The sequence below is a fragment of the Pirellulales bacterium genome, assembly GCA_019694455.1.
GTDB lineage: Bacteria > Planctomycetota > Planctomycetia > Pirellulales > JAEUIK01 > JAIBBY01.
In genome coordinates this window covers 62,185-82,658 of the sequence record JAIBBY010000003.1, presented here as the reverse complement: position 1 = coordinate 82,658, position 20,474 = coordinate 62,185, and the positions used below count along the sequence as shown (strand labels likewise).

At 61.4% G+C, this 20,474-nt stretch carries 17 protein-coding genes; 5 read left to right on the top strand and 12 right to left on the bottom strand.

The annotated features are described in order from the left end of the window. Nucleotides 1-12: 12 nt before the first annotated feature. Nucleotides 13-1,278, top strand: coding sequence for a prolipoprotein diacylglyceryl transferase (locus K1X71_02525; protein ID MBX7071997.1), 1,266 nt, complete (start codon nt 13-15; stop codon nt 1,276-1,278). A 2-nt stretch (nt 1,279-1,280) separates the two neighbouring features. Here K1X71_02525 and dprA read toward each other — a convergent pair whose 3' ends face one another. Continuing rightward, entirely contained in the window at nt 1,281-2,408 is a 1,128-nt protein-coding gene (dprA, locus tag K1X71_02520) for a DNA-processing protein DprA (GenBank protein MBX7071996.1), read from the bottom strand. Between the two features lie 186 nt (nt 2,409-2,594). Here dprA and K1X71_02515 point away from each other — a divergent pair, with 186 nt between their 5' ends. Continuing rightward, nucleotides 2,595-3,953 (top strand): TlpA family protein disulfide reductase, encoded by a 1,359-nt coding sequence (locus K1X71_02515; GenBank protein ID MBX7071995.1) that lies wholly within the window; start codon nt 2,595-2,597, stop codon nt 3,951-3,953. A 6-nt stretch (nt 3,954-3,959) separates the two neighbouring features. Here the strand turns inward: K1X71_02515 and eno are convergent, their stop codons facing one another. From eno to K1X71_02495, 4 genes are all read right to left on the bottom strand, one after another. Beyond that, nucleotides 3,960-5,249 carry a phosphopyruvate hydratase gene (gene eno, locus K1X71_02510; GenBank protein ID MBX7071994.1) on the bottom strand — a complete coding sequence of 430 codons (1,290 nt, stop codon included), beginning with the start codon at nt 5,247-5,249 and terminating at the stop codon, nt 3,960-3,962. A 142-nt stretch (nt 5,250-5,391) separates the two neighbouring features. Next, nucleotides 5,392-6,693 (bottom strand): toxin-antitoxin system YwqK family antitoxin, encoded by a 1,302-nt coding sequence (locus K1X71_02505; GenBank protein MBX7071993.1) that lies wholly within the window; start codon nt 6,691-6,693, stop codon nt 5,392-5,394. Between the two features lie 156 nt (nt 6,694-6,849). Continuing rightward, entirely contained in the window at nt 6,850-7,791 is a 942-nt protein-coding gene (locus tag K1X71_02500; GenBank protein ID MBX7071992.1) for an aminotransferase class IV, read from the bottom strand. 111 nt (nt 7,792-7,902) lie between these two features. After that, complete coding sequence (locus K1X71_02495; GenBank protein ID MBX7071991.1) at nt 7,903-9,525, bottom strand: HEAT repeat domain-containing protein; 1,623 nt, start codon at nt 9,523-9,525, stop codon at nt 7,903-7,905. A gap of 279 nt (nt 9,526-9,804) precedes the next feature. Here K1X71_02495 and K1X71_02490 point away from each other — a divergent pair, with 279 nt between their 5' ends. Continuing rightward, the gene (locus tag K1X71_02490; GenBank protein MBX7071990.1) at nt 9,805-9,966 is read left to right on the top strand and encodes a hypothetical protein; all 162 of its coding nucleotides are present in this window, start codon (nt 9,805-9,807) and stop codon (nt 9,964-9,966) included. Nucleotides 9,967-10,170: 204 nt separating this feature from the next. On the opposite strand, the gene K1X71_02485 is transcribed toward K1X71_02490, so the two are convergent. The 5 genes from K1X71_02485 to K1X71_02465 form a co-directional block, all read right to left on the bottom strand. Continuing rightward, a complete protein-coding gene (locus K1X71_02485; GenBank protein ID MBX7071989.1) occupies nt 10,171-10,368 on the bottom strand; it encodes a carbon storage regulator in 198 nt (65 codons plus the stop codon). Between the two features lie 480 nt (nt 10,369-10,848). Then, a complete protein-coding gene (locus K1X71_02480; protein ID MBX7071988.1) occupies nt 10,849-12,195 on the bottom strand; it encodes a DUF1552 domain-containing protein in 1,347 nt (448 codons plus the stop codon). A 2-nt stretch (nt 12,196-12,197) separates the two neighbouring features. Then, entirely contained in the window at nt 12,198-14,555 is a 2,358-nt protein-coding gene (locus K1X71_02475; protein ID MBX7071987.1) for a DUF1592 domain-containing protein, read from the bottom strand. Nucleotides 14,556-14,646: 91 nt separating this feature from the next. Then, nucleotides 14,647-15,222, bottom strand: coding sequence for a thermonuclease family protein (locus K1X71_02470; GenBank protein MBX7071986.1), 576 nt, complete (start codon nt 15,220-15,222; stop codon nt 14,647-14,649). Between the two features lie 53 nt (nt 15,223-15,275). Beyond that, nucleotides 15,276-15,572: a hypothetical protein gene (locus K1X71_02465; protein ID MBX7071985.1), complete on the bottom strand. Its 297-nt coding sequence runs from the start codon at nt 15,570-15,572 to the stop codon at nt 15,276-15,278. 404 nt (nt 15,573-15,976) lie between these two features. Here K1X71_02465 and K1X71_02460 point away from each other — a divergent pair, with 404 nt between their 5' ends. Further along, entirely contained in the window at nt 15,977-16,615 is a 639-nt protein-coding gene (locus tag K1X71_02460) for an HNH endonuclease (GenBank protein MBX7071984.1), read from the top strand. Nucleotides 16,616-16,619: 4 nt separating this feature from the next. Here K1X71_02460 and K1X71_02455 read toward each other — a convergent pair whose 3' ends face one another. Both K1X71_02455 and K1X71_02450 read right to left on the bottom strand, forming a co-directional pair. Then, the gene (locus K1X71_02455; GenBank protein MBX7071983.1) at nt 16,620-17,948 is read right to left on the bottom strand and encodes a sigma-54 dependent transcriptional regulator; all 1,329 of its coding nucleotides are present in this window, start codon (nt 17,946-17,948) and stop codon (nt 16,620-16,622) included. Nucleotides 17,949-17,953: 5 nt separating this feature from the next. After that, on the bottom strand, nt 17,954-19,363 hold the full coding sequence (locus K1X71_02450) for a HAMP domain-containing histidine kinase (GenBank protein MBX7071982.1): 1,410 nt from the start codon (nt 19,361-19,363) through the stop codon (nt 17,954-17,956). 150 nt (nt 19,364-19,513) lie between these two features. Here K1X71_02450 and K1X71_02445 point away from each other — a divergent pair, with 150 nt between their 5' ends. Further along, nucleotides 19,514-20,419, top strand: coding sequence for a metallophosphoesterase (locus K1X71_02445; protein MBX7071981.1), 906 nt, complete (start codon nt 19,514-19,516; stop codon nt 20,417-20,419). Nucleotides 20,420-20,474 lie beyond the last annotated feature (55 nt).

The window sequence follows — 20,474 nt, the reverse complement described above, 5'->3', positions numbered from 1 at the left end:
AGCATCCCGCGCGTGTATCAAACCCTGTTCAATATTCCGCGTGAATTGTTTGGTCTGCCGCTGTTCGGTATGGGTGTGCTCTTGGCCGTATGGGCGGTCGGCAGCGTGCTGCTGCTGGTTGTGCTGATACGGCAACATGGTTTCGACGCCGAGACGCGCGGCTATTTGCCAATTCTGTTGGTCGCCGGCGCTGCGATCGCCTGGGTCATTCCCGCCATCATTGGCGAACGCGGCCTGCCGATCCGCGGTTATGGCACCATGCTGGTGGTGGCGATCGTGTCGGCCTGCGCGCTGGCCGCCTATCGCGGCGCACGGGCAGGCATCCATCCCGAGGTGATATTATCGCTGGCCTTCTGGGCGTTCTTAGGCGGCATTGTTGGCGCGCGGATTTTTTACCTCGTCGAGTATTGGGAAGATTTTTCCCACGGAACGTTGGGGCAGCGCGTGTTTGCGGCGATCAATCTGACCGAAGGGGGTTTGGTGGTGTACGGCGCGTTGATCGGCGGCGCGCTCGCGGTGATCGCTTTTGTATTCAAGCACCATCTGCCGGCGCTGGCGATTGGCGACATCATCGCGCCCTCGCTGGCGCTGGGTCTGGGGCTGGGGCGACTTGGTTGCTTTCTGAACGGCTGTTGCTTTGGCGGCGCCTGCGAATTGCCCTGGGCGGTGCGGTTTCCGCAGCCAAGCCCACCCTTTCAAAGGCAGGTGGAGCGCGGCGAGATCTTTTTGCATGGAATCAAATTCGGCGGCGACTTAACCGGACCGCCAGTGGTCGCCGAAGTCGAGACTGGCTCGCCCGCCGCGGCGGCCGGCCTGCGCGCTGGTGATGAAATCGATGTGGTGAACCAAACGCAAACGATCAACGCCGCGCACACGTTGGACCTGTTAATGAAGGTAGAGGCAGGCGAGCCGATCACGCTGACCGTACGGGGCAAATCGCCAATCCAGTGGACATTGCCCGTTGCGGTGGAACGCGCCCTGCCAATTCACCCGACCCAGCTATATAGCGCCGTTGACGGCGTCTTGCTCTGCTTGTTTCTCGTGGCGATCACTCCGTTTCGCCATCGAGACGGCGAGGTGCTCGCTTGGCTCATGACACTGCATGCGATCTCGCGGTTCTTGTTGGAAGTGGTGCGCGTCGACGAACCAGGGGTTTGGGGAACGCCGCTCAGCATCGCGCAGGTCATCAGCCTGGTGTTATTGGCGGGGGCCGGCATTTTGTGGACGTTCATTCTGCGGCAACCACGCGGCACTACGCTGGCGGCGGTCGCCGCCTGATATCAGGCGCGGGCGATGGTGTTGCCGCCCAAACGCCGCACCACTCGGCGCATTTCGAGCGCGCTGATGGTGGCGAGCACTTGAGGGGTCGCCAGCCGACTGGCGCGCACGACTTCGTCGATGGTGGTGGCGCCGGCCGGAATGGCCGCCAGCACCTGTTGTTCGATTTCGTTCAATTGCAATTCCACAGGATGCTGGATCGTGCGCCCGTCGCCGGTCGGCGCGGGCCGCGCGAGCGGGCCCAACTCCTCCAGCACATCGTCGACCGATTCAATCAACTTCGCGCCGTCGCGAATCAGCGCGTGGCACCCTTTGGAAAGTGGATTGTCGATCCGCCCAGGGACCGCAAACACCTCGCGCCCTTGTTCCATGGCATGGCGGGCGGTAATCAGCGCCCCCGATCGTAGCGACGCCTCGATCACGATGATGCCGAGCGACAGGCCCGAAATCAGCCGATTGCGTTGAGGAAAGGCGCCAGCCAGCGGGCGGGCACGCGGCGGCGCCTCGCTGAGCAGCACCCCGGAACTGGCAACCTCGTCCGCCAGATCGACATGTTCGGGCGGGTAGATATTCAATAACCCGCTGCCAAGCACGGCCACGGTGCGGCCACCCGCTACCAGCGCGCCGCGATGAGCGGCGGCGTCGATACCGCGGGCCAGGCCGCTGGCGACTGTATATCCCGCGCGCACCAAGGCCGATGCCAAACGCTCGGCCTGCGTGGCGCCATAGTGCGTGGCATGCCGTGAGCCAACGATGCCGATCGTCAGCGCGTCTTCGCCACGCAGTTCCCCTCGAGCATAAAGGATGCCCGGCGGATCATAAATCTCCAGCAGGCGCTTTGGATACTCCGGCATCTCCGGGGTGAGCACCTGGATGCCGTTTGCCCGGCAGAGCGCCAATTCGGCCGCGACATCATTGTCGTCGCGCGCACGGGCGATGGTCTCACTCAGTTTTCCGCCAATGCCGGGCACGCGGCGCAACTGACTAGCGGAGGCGGCCAGCACGGCGCCAGCGTCGCCGAAATGGCCTATGAGAGCCCGCTGCAGCTTGGGGCCTACGCCAGCCACCAAAGACAGGCACAGCCGATCTTGCAGGTCGGCGTCGGGCGCCACTGGCGATTCTTGGCTCATGTGGTCGACCTGGCGGGGTGGCAAATCGCAATCGGCGTCACAGTATCGGTGGCGGGGGACGATCTGGCAACTAATAGCCCATCACACGGCCCGCTGCCACACTGCGCTACTTATCACGCGCGGGCGTTGTCGATAGGCTGTGCCTGTGGCAATTTGAGGCAACTGCCCCTCGCGCAGGGTCAATCCATGCGGATACCATTGTGGTCCTTGGTTTGGTGTCTTGGCGTCGCGATTTCAACCAGTTATGGCCTGGAAACTGGTGAACAGCTCACTTATCGCGGCAGCATTGCAAAGCTCAACGCCGACAAGGATCCGGGCGACCCGGAGAAGACATTCGATCTGGAGTTGCTCGTCGACGCGCAAGATGCCAATGGTGTCGATCTGAGTTGGGTGCTGACCGAGTCCGGACGCGGTGGCTGGTCTTGGAGCGATCGCTGCGGAACTTGGAAAGCGGCCTTTGATGGCGAACTCGACAATGACACGGGGCCTGCCTTGCTCTACGATCGCGACGATGCCAGCAGCGTCATCCCATTGCCTAACGTGCTTCTAAAACCGCCGGCGGCATTAGCGAAGGACTCCAACTGGTCGACTGACGAACAGAACTACCGCGTGGAGGAGGAGCAGAAGCTGGAAGGGCGCGATGTTTGGCGACTGACCGTTACCAACAACTCCGGTCGCCAGCGAGTGGTTTGGCTCGACAAGTCGGCGCCGCTCGCCGTGGCGATTGACGCTCGAGTGTTCATGGGCCAAGGCGAGGAGCATCAACTTCAACTGCGTTTGGTTGGCCGACAACAACTCACCGAGGAGCAGCGCCAGCGGCGCATGAGGGACATTGGCGCCATCGTCGCGCTGCGCCATCAAATGGGCCGCGTCGGACGCCACGAAGAACCCGCCTTGACGGAGCGCGAGCGCGCACGACTGATCGAAGCGCTACCCGAAGTAGAGCGCCAAGTAACCAGCCCTGCGCTGGCGATGATCGTGCAATCGATTCGGCGGGATTTGGATAGTCAGTCCGCACGTGCTGGCCGGGTGAGTGAATTGTCGCGCCGGTTTGTGGGACAGCCCTTGGGCGAGTTCGATCTAGAAGTCATCGGGGGACGGCGACTCACCAAGGCGGACCTGGCGGGCAAGGTCTCCGTGTTGCACTTTTGGACCTATCGGGCCGAACCATTGCGCGAGCCGTATGGACAAATCGGCTATCTCGATTTCCTCTCTGACAAGCGGCGCGGCGATGGGGTCCAGATATACGGTGTGGCGGTCGATGGGCGATTGCGCGATGCCGATCAGCGAGGCGCGGTGAAGCGTGGCGTCAGCAAGCTGATCGACTTCATGAACCTGAGCTATCCAGTGGCGCTCGACGATGGCGCGTTACTAGAGCAGCTTGGCGATCCGCGCCTGGTCGGGGGGCAACTGCCGCTGTTCGTTGTCGTTGGTCCGGACGGGCGCATAGCGCACTACTTTGTGGGCTGCTACGAGGTCGAGCGTGATGCCGGCCTGAAGCAACTCGACGAGGCCGTCAGCGCGGCCCTCAAGGTTCGACCGTAGCGAAAGCTACTTTTTACGCTGGTAGCGAAACAGCGGTCCGCCGTAGCTGGCCGCCGCACCCAGATCTTCTTCGATCCGCAGTAGCTGGTTGTATTTCGCGGTTCGGTCGGTGCGGCTAAGCGAACCGGTCTTGATTTGTCCGGTATTGAGGCCCACCGCCAGGTCGGCGATGGTGGCGTCTTCTGTTTCGCCACTACGATGGCTGGCGATGCTGGTGTAGCCATTGCGCTGAGCAAGCTGGATCGCCTCGATCGTCTCGGTGAGCGTGCCGATTTGATTCACTTTGATCAAGATGCTGTTGCCCACGCCCCGATCGATGCCTTGCTGTAGGCGTTTGGTGTTGGTGACAAACAGGTCGTCGCCAACAAGCTGCACACGGTCGCCCAGCGCCTTGGTGAGCGCCAGCCAACCGTCCCAGTCGTCCTCGCTGCAGCCGTCTTCGATGGAAACAATCGGGTACTTATTCACCCAGTCGACGAGAAACTGCACCATCTGGCTCGAATCGAGCTGCTTTTTGTCGATGGTGTAACGGCGGCTTTTTCCGTCATAGAACTCCGTCGCGGCGACATCCAGCGCCAAGGCGACTTGCGTGCCCGGTTGGTAACCAGCCTTCTCAATCGCCTGCATAATCAGGTCGAGCGCCTCGCCATTGCTCTTGAGATCGGGAGCAAAGCCCCCCTCGTCTCCGACGGCGGTGTTCAGACCCTGCGACTTGAGCACCTTTTTGAGGCTATGAAAGATCTCCACGCCGGCGCGCAGCGCGTCGTGGAAAGTTTCAAAGCCCAGCGGCATGACCATGAATTCCTGCACGTCAACGGCATTGTCGGCATGTCGCCCGCCGTTGACGATGTTCATCATGGGGGCGGGCAAGAGCCGCGCGCCAACACCACCGAGATAGCGGTATAGCGGCAACCCCGCAAAATCGGCGGCGGCATGCGCGGCGGCCAAAGAAACGCCCAGCAAGGCGTTGGCGCCCAGCTTCTTCTTATTGGGGGTGCCGTCCAACTCCAGCATGCGTTGGTCGAGTTCCACCTGATCGAGCGCGTCCATGCCGAGCAGTTCTTCGGCGAGCACGGTGTTGATGTTCTCAACAGCTTTCGAGACGCCCAGGCCAAGGTACTCGGCGCTATTGCCGTCGCGGAGTTCCCACGCCTCGTGGACTCCTGTGCTGGCCCCGCTGGGGACCGAAGCCCGCCCCGAGGAGCCGTCGGCCAAATGCACTTCGACTTCCACGGTGGGGTTGCCGCGACTATCAAGAATCTGGCGGCCGTGAAGATGGACAATAACCGAGCTCATGCCTGTGCGACGCCTCTTTGCGCGGGAAACTTTCAAGTGACGCGAAGAGGGATATTGTGCCGCAAACCGGCCGATTTGCCTATGGGCCGCTTGTCCGCCTGATGGCGCGCTCAGGGCGCCGCGCGAGACCGACATCTCAAGGCTAACGCGTGCTATCGCTGGCGGGTGTCGCTGTCGCCGATTGGGCCGTTGGCGCCTTCACTTCCTCATTGTTGCGGTAGTGTTTATAGGCCAGTTGATTGCCCGTCTCGTCCCACTCCACGGCGATGCCGTGTCGGCGCCCTTTCCAAAATTGTTCGACCGTCCGCGGCTTGCCGCTGGCGTGCCAGGTGCGCACCACGCCATGTTGTTCGCCATCGAAGAATTCGCCGAGCGTGGCGCGCTTGCCGTCTTCGAACCACTCTTCGATTTTGCCGTGCAACTTGCCATCGCGGTAGAAGGAGTGAACTCGCAACTGCCCGGTTGGCCACCACTCCCGTTGCTCGCCCGAAAATTCTCCCTCCTTGAAATTCAGGTCTTTGACTAGGTGGTAAGGCTTTGCGACCCAGCGCCGCCAATGACCATGCGGCTTGGCGTCGAGATATTCGGATTCATCCTCTTTTTGACCGTCGGCGAACCAGCTTTCCCATTTGCCCGCGGGCTCGCCGGCTTTGTACTCTCGCTTGTAGCGCAACTGCCCCGTGGGGTACCACGCGCTGGCGGCGCCGTGAAACTCGCCATCCTTGTAGTTTGCCTCCGACTGCGGCTTGCCGGAGATGTACCAGAGCTTTTCCACACCATCTTTGACGCCGTGAGAAAAGTTGCGCTCCAGTCGGGGATGGCCGTTCTTATGCCAACGTTTCAAAACGCCGTGCTGCTGGGACTTACTGTCGTAGTTGGCCTCGATCATTTTGACTTCCGGCGTAAACCATTCGTTGTAGACGCCGCACTTGTTTCCGTGGTGATAATCGACCTCGCGCGACAGCTTGCCGCTTTTGAACCAGCGGGTCTCGCGTCCCTCTTTCATGCTGTTGGCATAGGCGCCTTCGGCGGCCTTGACGCCATCCGGGTACCATTCGGTCCAAGGGCCGTGCTTGGCGCCTTTTTGATAAACGCGGCGCAAACGCGGCTTGCCATCTGCGTAGTAGCGAGTTTCGACGCCGTGCGGAATCTTGCGGCCATTCTGCAGAATTACTTCGCGCCGTACGCTCACGTGTCCGTCGGCGGACTTCTCTTCCTCCAACTCTGTTCCTGGCGTGCGCGGCGGCTCGGCAACCGGCGCGGGCGCGCTCGCTGAATCCGTCGGAGGACTTTCGGCCGCGGTGTCAGCGGCCTCTGGTTCGGCGGGTGCTGCGTCGTCTGTCGGCGCCGATGCGGTGGTCGGCGGTGAGTCGCTTGCTGGCTCCGCAGCCAGGGCCGACAGGCCAACAAGAGAAACGAGCCATATTGCCAGGTAGTTCGTCATAAGACACGCCCAACGCGAATGCTTCCAGGTGCGAGGCATCAACTTGGCGGTCGATACGTCACAAAAACGGCGGCCGCGGACTCGGCCAGTCGCCTCTTACTAGCATACGCTGCCGACCGGCCAGAGTGAAAACCGCGCTCGTTGGTGGTAATCGATTCAGCCGGAAGTTCCGAGCATGCGGGCGTATTGCCGCGCCTGATCGCCAAAATCGAGGCCGACATGGCGCCCCAGCGCTTCTCGTAGTCGGCGAGTGACCGGGCCAATCCGGCCATGGCTTACAGAATTCTGGTTGAATGACCGTCCATGCAGGATGCCAATGCTGGTGGAAGTCAGAAACATTTCGTCCGCCGCGGCGGCGTCGGACAGGCGCACATTGCGCTCGGCGGTGGCAATTTCCAATTCGTTCGCCAACTCCAAGATCACGCCGCGCGTGATGCCCGACAGCACATCTTCGGCAGGGGGTGTCACCAACTGGCCGTCGCGGACCAGGAAGAAGTTGCCGCTGGTGCCTTCGGTCACGCGGCCGTCGGGCGTGGCCAATACCGCCCAGGCGCCGGGCAGAACATCTTGCGCTTGAAAGTTAGCGATGTGATAGTGAATTCGGCTGCGGGTCTTGATGGTGGGATCAAGCAACTCTCGCCCGATCGCGCGCTGGGGCGGGACCACCAGATCGAGCCCCGATTCGTATCTCGGCGCTAGCGCCGCCAGTTTGCGGGTGAGCGGAAAGCAACTGATCGCCACGGTCGGGCGCGTGTCAGCCGCCGAAAACGCCTCGGCAAACGCCGCTGCGGGGCCACGTGAGACATGGTGAATGATGTTCCAGTCCACTTCCGTGGGCTCGGTGGGCAAATTCCGCTCCAGCGTCTCCAACGTCAGGGACTCGATCTTATCGAGGCTGACGCCGGCTTCGACGCGAATGGTCGCCAAGCTGTGAAACAATCGTTCCAGGTGCTGCCGGAGCCGAAATGGACGATGGTGGAAAGTGCGAGTGACTTCAAACGCCATGTCGCCCATCGTGACGCCCGAGTCATAGATGGAGAGGCGCGCCTGCGACTCGGCCACAAATTGGCCATTGAGATAGACGATTCGTTCGCTCATGAAGGCCCTTGTTTACGGCGCGGTCAAAACGCCACACCATCGTAGGCGCTTGGCGCCAGCGGACAACAGCATTCATAGTCTGGCGATGGCGCAACGACATGCCGATGCTGATTATAGAGCGTCGTGGTCCTCGTCTGCCTCATCGAGCGGCGACGAGCCACTGGGGTTGAACGAACCGAGCAGCTTGCGCCCCTTGTGGATGAAATACGCCTCGGTGGCGCCGAGGGGCCGCCGGCTGTGGCCGACCGGATACCATTCGGCTTGGCCCGCTTCGACCATCAGCACGCCGCGGCGGTCGCCCTGACGTGCCGTGGCGATCAAGGTGCGGTCGTCGAAGAAGTGCCCTACGGCGACTAGATCTAGGTCTTGATATTCATCGCCAGCGCACTGCGCCGCTTTGCCTCGGTAAATCGCTTGTTCAGCGGGGGGTAGTTCCCTGATGGGGATCTCGAAAATCTCCTGATGCTCCGCCTGCCAACCGGCGAAAGCGGCATAGATGTCGTCCGGCGGCAGGTCTTCCAGGTCGGCCGCCAGGCTGAAAGTCACCGGACCGACGATACCAACACCGCTCAGGCCGCTGTTGCGTGCGCGATACTCATAAACAAACAGGCGACAATCCACCGGCTCGTCATAGCCGGGCCAATACAGGCGCCGCGCATCGATCGCTCGAATGTTATGCGGCGGCGCGCCAAATTGAGCCGGTTCCGCGAGCCAATCCGATAGTTGCGCCGCCGCCCGCGCGGCCGGCGCGCGATCGGTGGTTGCCGCGCGGTCGATGGCGGACAGCTCTTCGAGATAGGCGAGGGCGCGGGTCCGCGACGCCGGATCGGCCGCCAGTTCCACCAAGGCGTCAACTCCTGTGGAGTCGCCCAGGCGCGCCAGCGCCGCGGCGGCTTCCACGCGCAAACGCCGATGTCCAATCTCGAGGGTGCTATGCAATTTGCCGGCGGCGCGCGGGTCGCCAATGAGGCCGAGCGCATCGCAAAGCGAGACGCACAAGGACACGCTTTCTTCGACCGTTTGCCGCGCGTGCGCCAAAGTGCGATCGGTTTTCGGAGAACCCTCCTCGAACCGCGTCAAACGCTGAATGACGTCTCCCAAAAGCTCGCTAAGCGTCGCCACGCGATCGACCGCTGGATGGGCAGCGAGCAACCCCTGGCGGGTCCAATGATTGGCGACATCCAGCACTAGCGCGGCCGTTTGCGGATAGGCAAGCGCCTCGAGCAGTCGCGGAAACAAGGCGCTTGGATCGAACTCCTTCAATTGCAGCAGGGCGGCAAACGGAATCGCTGCCACCGGCGCCGTGGCTGGCGGCGCCGTCGCCACCAATTCGGCAAAGCGGGCCAACGCGGCCGTGCCGCCGTCGGTGGCCAGCAACCGTAGTATCGTGCCGCGAGAAAGTCGTTCGGAATCCAGCCGCCGATAGATGATCTCCAATTGGTCGATAGCAAACTCAGTAAGTCGCCTGTGATTTCCAGTCCGTGCGGTTGGGCCGGCCAAACGCAGCGCCCCGGCCATCGCGGCAATCAGGGAGTCGGGCTCGGCCAGTGGTGGATCAATTTTGGCAATGGCCTGGAGCCAGCCATCGACTTCATCAGTGGTGGCTGCGGCATGCGACTCCATCGCGCTGACCAACGCGCTCCGCTCCGCGGCGCCGAGTCGATTCCAATCGCTAATGAGCGCGGCGATCTCGCCTGGTTCAACCCCTTGGCGACGTGATCCATGTTGACTCATTTTGCCAAACCCACTAAAAACCCGGCGTTCCAAGGAGATGCGGCGCGACAAGGCGCTTCATCACAAAGCGCGCCGGCCAATTTTTTCGCACATTTTTCGTTGTTCACCAAGTCGGCGCTCAAGCCGCGGCTCACCGCGACCGATAAATTTCGCCTGAACCCACAGCGCCGAGAAATTCGACGCGACACACAAAATCATTTTCGGCTACTTCCCTTTTTCGAGGCGTCCGGGGAAGAGAGGCCACACGCAGGGCGCCTGCATCACTACGGAGCCATGGAAATGGCCACAAAGACCGCAGGGAAGACCACTGCCACCAAGTCCGCCAAGCGCTCGCCCAAGGCGGCCCCCAAGCGCACTTCCGCCAAGCCGGCCGCCAAGCAGTCGCCGAAGGCGAAAGTCGGCGCCAAGAAGACGGCCAAGCGGTCGATCACGAAGAAGTAACTGGGCTGGCGCCCTCCGCCTGAGCCCAATGACACAACGAGAAAGGTCGATGTCGGAATCAATTTCCGGCATCGACCTGATTTTTTGGGGACGGCTTGTTGATCCGCTCGCGAGCTACATGGGCGACAGGCAACGCCGCCCTGCGAAGGTCTGGATGCAAAGTTTCACCGAGCCTTGCAGGTGTCCAGCGTTCCATTCCGAGAATCAGATGCATGCGGACCAGGGGTCTGCGACGTCGGCTTCTTGATCGGTTTCGGCCTTGAGTTCGCCGCGGCGAATCGAAACTTCGAGCGGGGCCGAGACGCCGATTCGCACTCGATTGCCACTCAGCTCGGTGACAATGATCTCGATATTCCCGCCCACAACGATCCGCTCTCCTTGCTTTCTGCTGAGCACCAACATGTCTCACTCCCTCCTAAGATTTATCCTTCTTGCTATGTATTCGATCGATCGGCCGCGACGCGCCTTGCGGGAAGCGCGTGCGTGTTTGGCCGTCGCCTTCATGACGATTTGAGAGGCTAGCTTCGATCGTGCTAGCACTCCAGCGCTGCGGCGTGCTTTGCATGGCCTAACCAGACCGCACAACCATTCACGGCAGCTCGGAGGCAAACTGTGCCCGGCAGTTGTCGGGCCACCACCGCTAACGAAGAGGGCGCCTTCACCCTGAAACGCGATGGTTCGATGCGATGCCCGTGTCTCTGATCCGCGTGACTACGGGGCAATCACCGTATGCCACTTCATGAGCACACTCGACTGGCGTAGCCTATGTCGCCGCGAGAGAGGCGGTCAATAGCAGTTTTTTACGAGTTTGTGGGTATGTCGCTTTTGATTTGACTATGGCGCCGCCTGACGGCCCGTCGCGGTGGCGGCGCCGCCGTCCCGTCACGCGAGCAGCGAACCCAATCTGCCGGTGCTATCACCCAGCGATTCGACGCCTGCATCCATACGGTCCAGCAGGGCCAGCCATAGATTATTGAGCGGGGTTTCGTTGGCATATCGCACATGCCGACCTGGTTCCAGCGTGCCACAGCCACGACCGGCCAGGAGCAACGGCAAGTCGTCGTGGTTATGGCGATTGCCGTCGCCAATGCCGGATCCGTAAACGACCATCGAATGATCGAGCAAGTTGCCGTCCCCCTCGGCGATCGATTTCATGCGCTCCAGCAGGTACGCGAATTGCTCCAGATGAAAGCGATTGATCTTGGCCACCTTGGCCTGCTTGGCCTGGTCGCCACTGTGGTGGGTGAGCGCGTGATGCCCTTCTGGCACATCGATGAAGCGATACGGGCGGTTGCTTCCCTCATTGCCGAGCATGAAGGTGACAACACGCGTGGAATCGGTTTGCAAGGCCAACACCAACAGATCGCACATGATGCGAATATGATCGACGTAGTCCTTAGGGATGCCTTCCGGTTTGTCGACAGTTGGCAATTGCCGCAGCGCGAACTGTTCCGCGCGCTCGATCCGCGTTTCGATGTCGCGCACCGCGGTGAGGTACTCGTCCAACTTGCCGCGGTCAGTTTGCCCTAAGTGTCCGCGCAGGCGCTGGGCATCTTCGCGCACAAAATCGATCACGCTCTGGCGGTAATGTTGCCGTCGCTCCCGCGCCTCGGCCGACCCACTGGCGCCGTCGCCGCCAAAAAGGCGTTCAAAGACAAGTCGCGGATTGACCTCTTTGACCATCGGCGTGGTTGGCGAGCGCCAAGCGATGTTGGCGGAGTAGGCGCAGCTATATCCGGAATCGCAGTTGCCGGCCTGCAGTCCTTTTTCGCACCCCAACTCGAGCGATGCGAGGCGCGTGTGATGGGCCAACTTCTCCGCGGCGACTTGATCGGCCGAGATGCCGGCGCGGAGATTGGCGCCATCGGTCTTATAAGGATGCGCGCCGGTGAGAAACGTGGCGGCGCTGCGGGCGTGATCGCCGCCGCCGTCGCCATGTGCGCGGGCCCAGTTTTGCGTCAGGCCGGATAGCACGCAGAAGTCATTCTTCTGCGCTGCCAGGGTTTGCAGCGTCGGCGAAAGCTGATAGTCGCGCCCCTCGCCTGTGGGCGTCCAATCGGGCATCTGCACTCCGTTGGGAACAAAGACGATCGCCATCCGATTGGGCGATTGCTGCGCTTCGCTCGCGCGCAGCCGCGTCGGCGCCATCGCGTCGAACAAAGGCAGCGCCAACCCGGCGCCGAGACCTTTGAGCAACATGCGGCGCGAAATCCGCCAGTGTTTCGACATCTCTAACCTCCTGTGACGTGCGACTCGTTTGCGGCGTCTGGCGCGCGACGCATGCGGAATGGATCGCTCGCGACAATCTCCACAACCAGTCGCGAGAACTTGTCTGCATCGGCGACCAACGCCGCCCGAATCCGCTCGATGGCGCGGCGATCGTAACGTTCCACGCCGCGGCCGAGGGCGTAAGTGAGCAATTGTGACGCCAGCGTACGACGAAACTGGTCGGCCCGGGCGAGCAGCACCTGCTGCAAACCGGTGGGACCGCTAAAGGTGGCGCCGCCGGGCATTTCGCCGGAAGCATCGACCGGAGTATCGCCCTCTTTTTCGCGCCAGGCCCCAATGGCGTTGTAATTTTCCAATCCGAATCCGAGGGGGTCCATTTGTCGATGGCATGCGGCGCAACTCGCATCGGCGCGATGTTGCTCAAACTGCGCGCGCAAGCTTGCTGATGTGTCGACCTTGGGATCGATTTTCAATTCACCCACACCTGGTGGCGGTGGCGGAGGAGGGGCGCCAAGAATTTGCCCGAGCACCCATTTGCCGCGCTTTACTGGCGATGTACGGGTGGGGTCGGAGGTCACCGTCAGCACGCTCCCCTGTGTGAGCACACCGCCGCGATGCTGCTGGGCAGATTGCACTTTGCGGAACTCTTCCCCCTTGACCCCTTCAATACCGTAATGCTTGGCAAGTTGCTCGTTGACAAACGTGTAGTCGGCGGCGATCAAATCGAGCACGCTGCGATCCTCGCGCACGATGGAATCGAAAAACAGCAACGTTTCTTGGCGCATCGCGGCGCGCATCTTGGGATCGAAGCTTGGAAACAGCTTGGGATCGGGCGAGACCGTGTCGAGGTTGCGAATTTGCAACCATTGCGACGCGAAATTGTCGACCAGTGCCGCCGATTTAGCGTCGGCCAACATGCGGCGAGTTTGCGCTTCTCGAACCGCCGGATTTCGAAGTTTGCCCGCGGCGGCAAGCTGCGTCAGCTCTTCGTCTGGGAGGCTGCTCCAAAGAAAGTATGACATCCGCGAAGCAAGCTCGTAGTCGTTGATCTCGTATGGCTGACCGGGCGCCGCGTTGTCGTTGAGTTCAACCCGATAAAGAAAGTGCGGCGAAACCAAGATCGCCTGCACTGCCACCTGCACACCACGTTCAAACGAGTCTCCCGACTCCCGCGCGATCCGCACCAACGCGACCAGTCGCTCGACTTCTTCTGGCGTCGCCGGCCTCCGGTAGGCGCGACTGGCAAAGCGAGCGAGCACCTCGCGGGCGCAGGCGTCGTAGTCCGCCGCATCGGCCAGTGGCGCCGGAGTTTTGAAGAGGATTCGGCGATGTGTCTCTGGAAATTCGAGCGGCCGATCGAGCGGCCCTTCCACTTCGAATCGCAGCACGGTCAGATTGCGGTCGCGATTGCCGGGATCGGGATCGTCTGGCTGGTAGTAATCGTTGACGAACGCCGTCGAGATTCGGCGATCTCCGAGGGGCAACCGAGCGCGGGCCTCGTAAACCTCCGGCTGATCCTCGACGGCCGACACGTCGATCACTCGCACGGGTTTACCGTCCAAACGAACTTCCATGCGGACCGGCTCATCTCCCGCCTGAGCGCCAAACGCGGTGATTCGAATCGCGTATTCGCCCTCCTGGGCTGATGGGAACATCGCGGCAAGCTCTCCGGACGAGGAGATCGAGCCCGATTTGTCGGCGCCTCCTGTAGCTTCGCAATCGCCGGGATCAAAACTCGCGAGGGGCGGTTTCGGCGGTTCGGTCAGTATCGCCCGCTCAGTGATCTGTTCGGCGGCCGCGAGGTACTTTTCCAACAAAGTGGGTGGCAGCGCCAAGACGTCGCCAATGTTGTCGAAGCCATACCCCACCTCATCGGTGGGAAAGTCCTTGGTGGGCTCAAAATCGATGCCCACCAGGTCGCGAATCGTGTTGTAGTACTCCGCACGATTCAGCCGCCGCATGGTGACGCGTCCCGGATTGTTGGGTTCGGCCGCGTCGGCTTTTTCCAACTCGCCGGTGAGCCAGTCGCAGAAAGCGGTCACTTCCGGCGTGTTGGGGCGCGGCACATTTTCCGGCGGCATTAGTCCCATCTGCACATAGTCGCGCACTTTCTCCCAGCGATCGCGATCTTTGAGTATCGCGTCCAAATCGGCATATCGGTCCAATGCCAGTTGGGCTTCGGCTTCGTCGCCGCTATGACAATCGGCGCAATATTTGGCGACAAACGGTTGCAGTTGATCGACCGAAAACGGCGGCGCGGCCGATTCGCCAGCCAAAGCCTGAAGACAACCCAATGCCCAACAGGCGATTGTGGTTGGCAACCACCGCGACAACGTCGCTCGCTTGCATGACAGCCGCATTCGATCGTACCTGGGTGGGAATCGCTGCAGGGGCCGCTCGGCAGGCAGGGAAGAAAGGCGCCGGGCCACGCGCCGGTGGGACTATGCCCAATTATAGGGGCCGATTCGCCTGCAAACCACCTGATTGACGCCTTGGCGCGGAGGACGCATCAGACCAAATGCCGGTGCGATCCCGCTTGGCGGAGTCCTGCGCGCGTCGAAAGCGGTCTTTCATGTCGGGCGAATAGGGATGATTGAAGAGCGCACGCGCCAAACCGGCGCGCAGCAATTCTTCGTTCAGTAGCCGATCGCCCACCCAAACATAGGCCAATTTTCGCCCGTATTGGTCGATCTGCTCGCGATCGAATTCCAGTCGCACTTGGCCATTTTGGTCGTCGATCAAATTGCGGGTAAATCGCGAGGCTTCTGGCCCCCACGGCTGGACGGGCGTGTTTTCTTTCTTGGTTTCTGGTGTGTCGACGCCAATGAGCCGTACCCGGCTGTGATCTTCCATCAACAGTGTGTCGCCATCGACCACTCGGGCGACTGTCGAAGCGCTGGTCGCGAGCGGGGGCTGAGTGTGGGAGGGCGCTGGATTGTCGCGCGACAGCCAAGCGACGATCGCAGACAAAATGATGACGGCCAGCAGCGCCCATGGATCATGACGGAATTGCCGGCGCCACACCATGTCGTAGGCAACACGCGGAAGAAATTAAGAGGGGCGGTCGCGCCGCAGCAAGGCTAGTTTTCGCTGAACTCAATCTGCCGCCCCGCGCCCAAGGGGTTCTTAGCGAATTTTCTGGCGCACTCGGAGCAAAGATCAAAGCACAATTGCTTGTCCACCAGATCCGCGGCGTATTCGTCGTCTCCCAGTCGTTGGAGCGCGTCTTGCATTTCATCCAGATAGTCGCGGTCGTCATCCGCTGCTTCCAGCGCGGCCGGATCGATGTCTTGCGAGATATCGACCCGAATGACGAACCGCTGGTCGTTGTCGGTGTCAATCTCTCGTTTACACAGGTCACACGAATAGTGAATCATGCGGCGCGAGTCCTGTGGCTAGGTCGGCCTGGCGGGCCGGCGTGCTGGTGTGTTGGCGGGGCTCATCCCCGTCTCGTAGTTTCATCCTAATAGCATCCGAAAGAGATCGGCAAGCCCGGGTTCTCGCGAATTTTGATGGATCAAAATCGCGGACTCGCCCTTTCTGCGTGGCGCATTTCCGTGTGCCAACCGGCCTGCAGGCGCCGTGAGGCCGTGGCGTTATGGTGTTGCCCGGCAATGACTTTGTGCCGTGGTCGCCGGCCGGTGTCCGCTGGCCTGGCGCAAGGACGGCCGATAGAATAGTTGCGACCGCTGACCAATATTCGAGGCGAACTCCTTCCGCAGAAGACGCGCTTCTCAGGAAGGCACGGACGTTTTCTACACTGGTCCCGGAGGCATGCCATATGTCGAGTCTGGCTGTCGGCAGCGAGGCGCTGAGCGCAAGCGTGCTCGTACTGAATCGCTCATATCTCGCCGTTCATGTTGTGAACGTGCGTCGTGCGCTCGGATTGTTGTTTCGCGATCTGGCCGAGGTCATCCATGTGGAAGACGGCCAGTACGCCAACCACACCTTCGATTCCTGGCGCGAGGTGAGTGAACTGCGCGCGAACTTCAAGGAAAAGGACGACGATTGGATTCGCGCTGTCAACTTTGAGTTGCAAGTGCCGCGCGTAATCCGGCTGCTGTTCTATGAGCGCTTGCCGAAACAGACGATTCGTTTCAATCGACGGAACATCTTTGCCCGCGACAGCAACCGCTGCCAATACTGCGGCAAGCGATTTCCAACGACTGAGTTGAGCCTCGATCACGTTGTGCCGCGCAGCCGGGGAGGCGACACAACCTGGGAGAACATTGTTTGCGCCTGTGTGCGTTGCAACGTGAAGAAGGGTGGTCGCACGCCGCTGGAGGCAAACATGAAGCTGGTGCGACCGCCGTTCAAACCCAAACGCAGCCCGCAGTTGACCATCAAGCTGGGCAATCCCAAGTACGAAAGTTGGAAGTCGTTCTTGGACAACGCCTACTGGTCGGTCGATTTGAAATAACCAGCTAGTCGGTCGTACCCAATTTTTTTCGCAAAGTGGCGCGGTGCATGCCGAGCATCTCCGCCGCTAGCGCGCGGTTGTTGCCGGTGCGCGCGAGTACCGCATCGAAGAGCGGTTTTTCCGCCGTGAGCAGGAATTTCTCATAGAGGTTCAACGGCTCGTTGGCTTCCGCCAGGCGGCGCTGGGTCCAATCGCGCACCGCGCCTAGTAGTTGTTCATCGTGCGTGGAATCGCTGTCGCCAATGGCCACATGCTCGGCGTGGATCTCCCCCTCGCGCGCGACCAGCGCCGCGGCGCGCACCACGTTGCGCAGTTCGCGCACATTACCGGGCCAATCGTAACCAAGCAGCAATTGCAACGCGGAGGACGAAAGTCGCAATCCGCGCGCGGCGCCCGACTCCTCGGCCAGAAAGCGTTCGGCCAACAATCGCACGTCGTCTCCGCGAGACCGCAAAGGGGGCACGTCGATTTCGAACATGGCCAGGCGATAGTACAGATCCTCACGAAATCGGCCCGCGCGAATTTCCTCTTTCAGATCGCGACGGGTCGTCGCCATCAGGCGAATGCGCGAGGGCGAATCGCCAGCTCCCCATGCCGCGGCGCTGAAGGTTTGTTCCAGCGCGTGGAGCAGTTGAGCTTGGACATCGAGCGACGCCTCGCCAATATCGCTCAGCAACAGCGTTCCGCCCACAGCGGCGGATAGCCCATTGGGCCCTTCGAGAGCATCATCAAGCCACGGCGGACTCATGGCGGGAAAATGCATCATCGCCCAGGGTCCATCGACGCGCGCGGAATGTTCGTGGATGGCGCGAGCCACCAATTCCTTGCCGACGCCGCTTTCCCCGCTGACGATCACATTCGCGTCGCTGCGGGCGACCATGGCGATGCGCTTAAAGACCTCCTGCATGGCGGGGCAGCGTCCCAGCAGCAGGTCGGGCGATGAGACATGCTGCGGCTGATTTGTCGAGCTTTGAGATGTGGCCAGCGCTCGTCGCATCACCTGGAGCGCCGCATCGAGGTCGAACGGTTTGACAAGATATTCAAAGGCGCCCTGTCCAAAGGATCGGACCGCCACATCCAAGTCGCCAAAGGCGGTCATCACTACGATGCGCGGCTTGCCGTTCCCAGCGGCCAATTGCCGCATGACGTCCAGCCCGCTGGCGCCCGGCAGGCGCACATCGAGAAACACGAGTTGGAGGGATTGGCCCTTGGCCTGGCGCACGGCGTCTTCCGCCGAGGCGGCGACCAGCGTCTGGTGGCCTTCTTCTCGCGCCAATCTGGTCAGCGCCCAGGCAATGGCTTGTTCATCGTCGACGATCATGACGGTCGACATGGACGTTATCCTTTCGCAGCCGCTGTAAGTTCAGCTTCCTGAGCCGAGCGCGCCGCGGGAGCGGCCAGCGGCACATGCCACTCAAAACACGTTTCACCGTTTTGCCGCCGATAGGTCAACGAGCCGCCATGCGATCTGGCGATTTGACTGGCGACGGCAAGCCCAAGCCCTATTCCCTCGGGCTTGGAACTAGCGAAGGGTTCAAAGAGATCGGCTTCGACTGCTGTCGCGACGCCCGGGCCAGTGTCGCATACCAAGACGCGCGCCGACTGCGCGAGCCGTTCGAGGCGAATTGTCACGATGCGATGCGCGCAGGCCTCGACCGCTTCCAAGGCGTTGATGGTCAGATTCAACAAAAGCTGCCTCATCTGAGCCAGGTCGCCGCACACCACGAGCGGCTCGTTAGGCAGTTCGAGTTGCAGAATCACTTGACGATGGGCGCAGTTCGGTTGGATCAATGCTTGCACGTCCTTAGCCAATTGCCGCAGATCGCAATCGCTGGTCCGACACAACTGTTGCTTGCCAAGCGACAAGAAGCCGCACAACTGCTCCTCGACCAAATCTAGCTGACGGAGGGCTGTTTGCAGGCTTTCTTCGTCGACATCACACGCGCGCCGGTGCAACTGCATTGCGAGCCGTGCCCCGGTGACGCCGTTGCGCAATTGATGCGCCAAGCCGCCGCTCAATCGCCCCAACAGCGTCAGCCGCTCGCCGCGGCGAATCGCCTGATGCAATTGTGATAGTTCATGCGCCAGCCAATTGGCTGTCACTACCAGATCGCGCACCTCGTCGTTGCGTGCGGGCGTCGGCGATTGCTCAAAGACGCCGCTGGCCAGTCTTTCCATGCGCTCGGCGACCACGCGAATGGGTTGGGTCACTCGCCGCGACACCATCACGGCCACCACAGCCGTGGCCAGGATGCCGGCCAAGCCTGCCACGAAGGAGGGGAATATGGCCTCGCGCCGCGCTGCTCGCCAAGCCGTTTCCGGATATAGCGCAAACAGGCTCATGCCGGCCTCATTGGAGGCGCTGGCAGTGATGGCGACTTGCCGCTCGAAATAGGCCTCGCCCCCGAGCATCACCGAACGTCCCAGACCGGCGGGCGCCGGCGAGTTGGCGGCGCCCAAGACTTGTTCCACCGGCTGGGGCCAATCGCGGCTGCTGGCGACGGTGCGGCCAGCGCGCAATAAAACAAACTCGGCGCCGGAGAGTCCGCGCATTTTCTCCAGGGTGGCGTTGTTGAGCGGAAAGGCGCTGGCTTGGAGCGTATCGGCAATTCGGTCAAGATCGTATTGCACCTGCCGGTAGGCGCGGCGCGTGGCCAACCAGCCGGTGAGCACACAAATGGCGATCACCGTCGCCAGCATGGTCAGCGACATCGGTACAAACACTTGATAGCGCAGTGGATAGCGCATGCGCAACGTTCGGTCTCGGGGGCTGTCGATCGCTTTCTGATTTTATACCCAAGCCCGCTGGCGAAGTCGCCCACCCAGCGGCAGCTATTTGATACGATGGCGCCGGATACAACGTTGGCCAGTCGAACTACGTATCGAGAGAATCACACCGTGTCGCATTGTTTTCGCTTCGTGCTCGTGGCGTTTCTGCTTGTGTTAATGACGCCTTTGCCGTCCTCCATAGGGGCGGACGGCGCGGCCACACGTCCGCAAGTGACGGTGACCTTCGCGGCCCTGGGAGACATTCCGTACTCACGCGAGGAAGAGCGGATGCTGGTGGAGCAAATCGCCGCCACCAATGCCGACCCGAGTCTGTTGTTCGTTATCCATGTGGGCGACATCAAACGTGGCCGTGACCCCTGCCGTGAAGAAGCCTACGCCAAAGTGGCCAAAACGCTCGCCGCCAGCACGCATCCACTCTTTATTATTCCCGGCGACAACGAATGGAACGAGTGCTGGAGCATTGGCCCGAAGAAAGCATGGGCCTTGTGGTCCAAGCATTTCTTGCGATTTGAAGATCGCCAACCCCATCAGTTGTCGGTGGCTCGACAAGAAGCGCGACCGGAGAACTTTGCGTTTTTTAACGGCGGCGCGCTGTTCGTCGGACTTAACCTTGTGGGCGGACTGGTGCACCATCGCGACGAATGGCGGCAGCGCATGACACAAGACGCCGATTGGCTAGACCAGCAAGTCGAGGCCCATCGCGCGGAAATCACCCATCTCGTGGTGTTCGGACACTCGGGGCCAGGGCGAAAAGATGGCGCGACCAACCCTTTTTTCGACCGGTTGGAGCAGGCCGCGGTGACGCTCAAGAAGCCGGTGTTGTATCTCCATGGCGACGGCCACACCTGGGTGTATGACCATCCCTTTCGCACGGCCCGAAATATCCTGCGAGTCCAGGTCGACCAGGGAGGCAAGGCGCCCCCGGTGCGGGTGAAGGTGGTGACCAGCCCAGTGCAACCATTCGTGCTTGAACGCGACGCCTATCGCGTGGCCCCGGCCAAGGCCGCCGGTTGAATGAGGGCCCAGTTGCGCGATTCGCGGATGACACAACCCAGGTGGCGGCATTAGA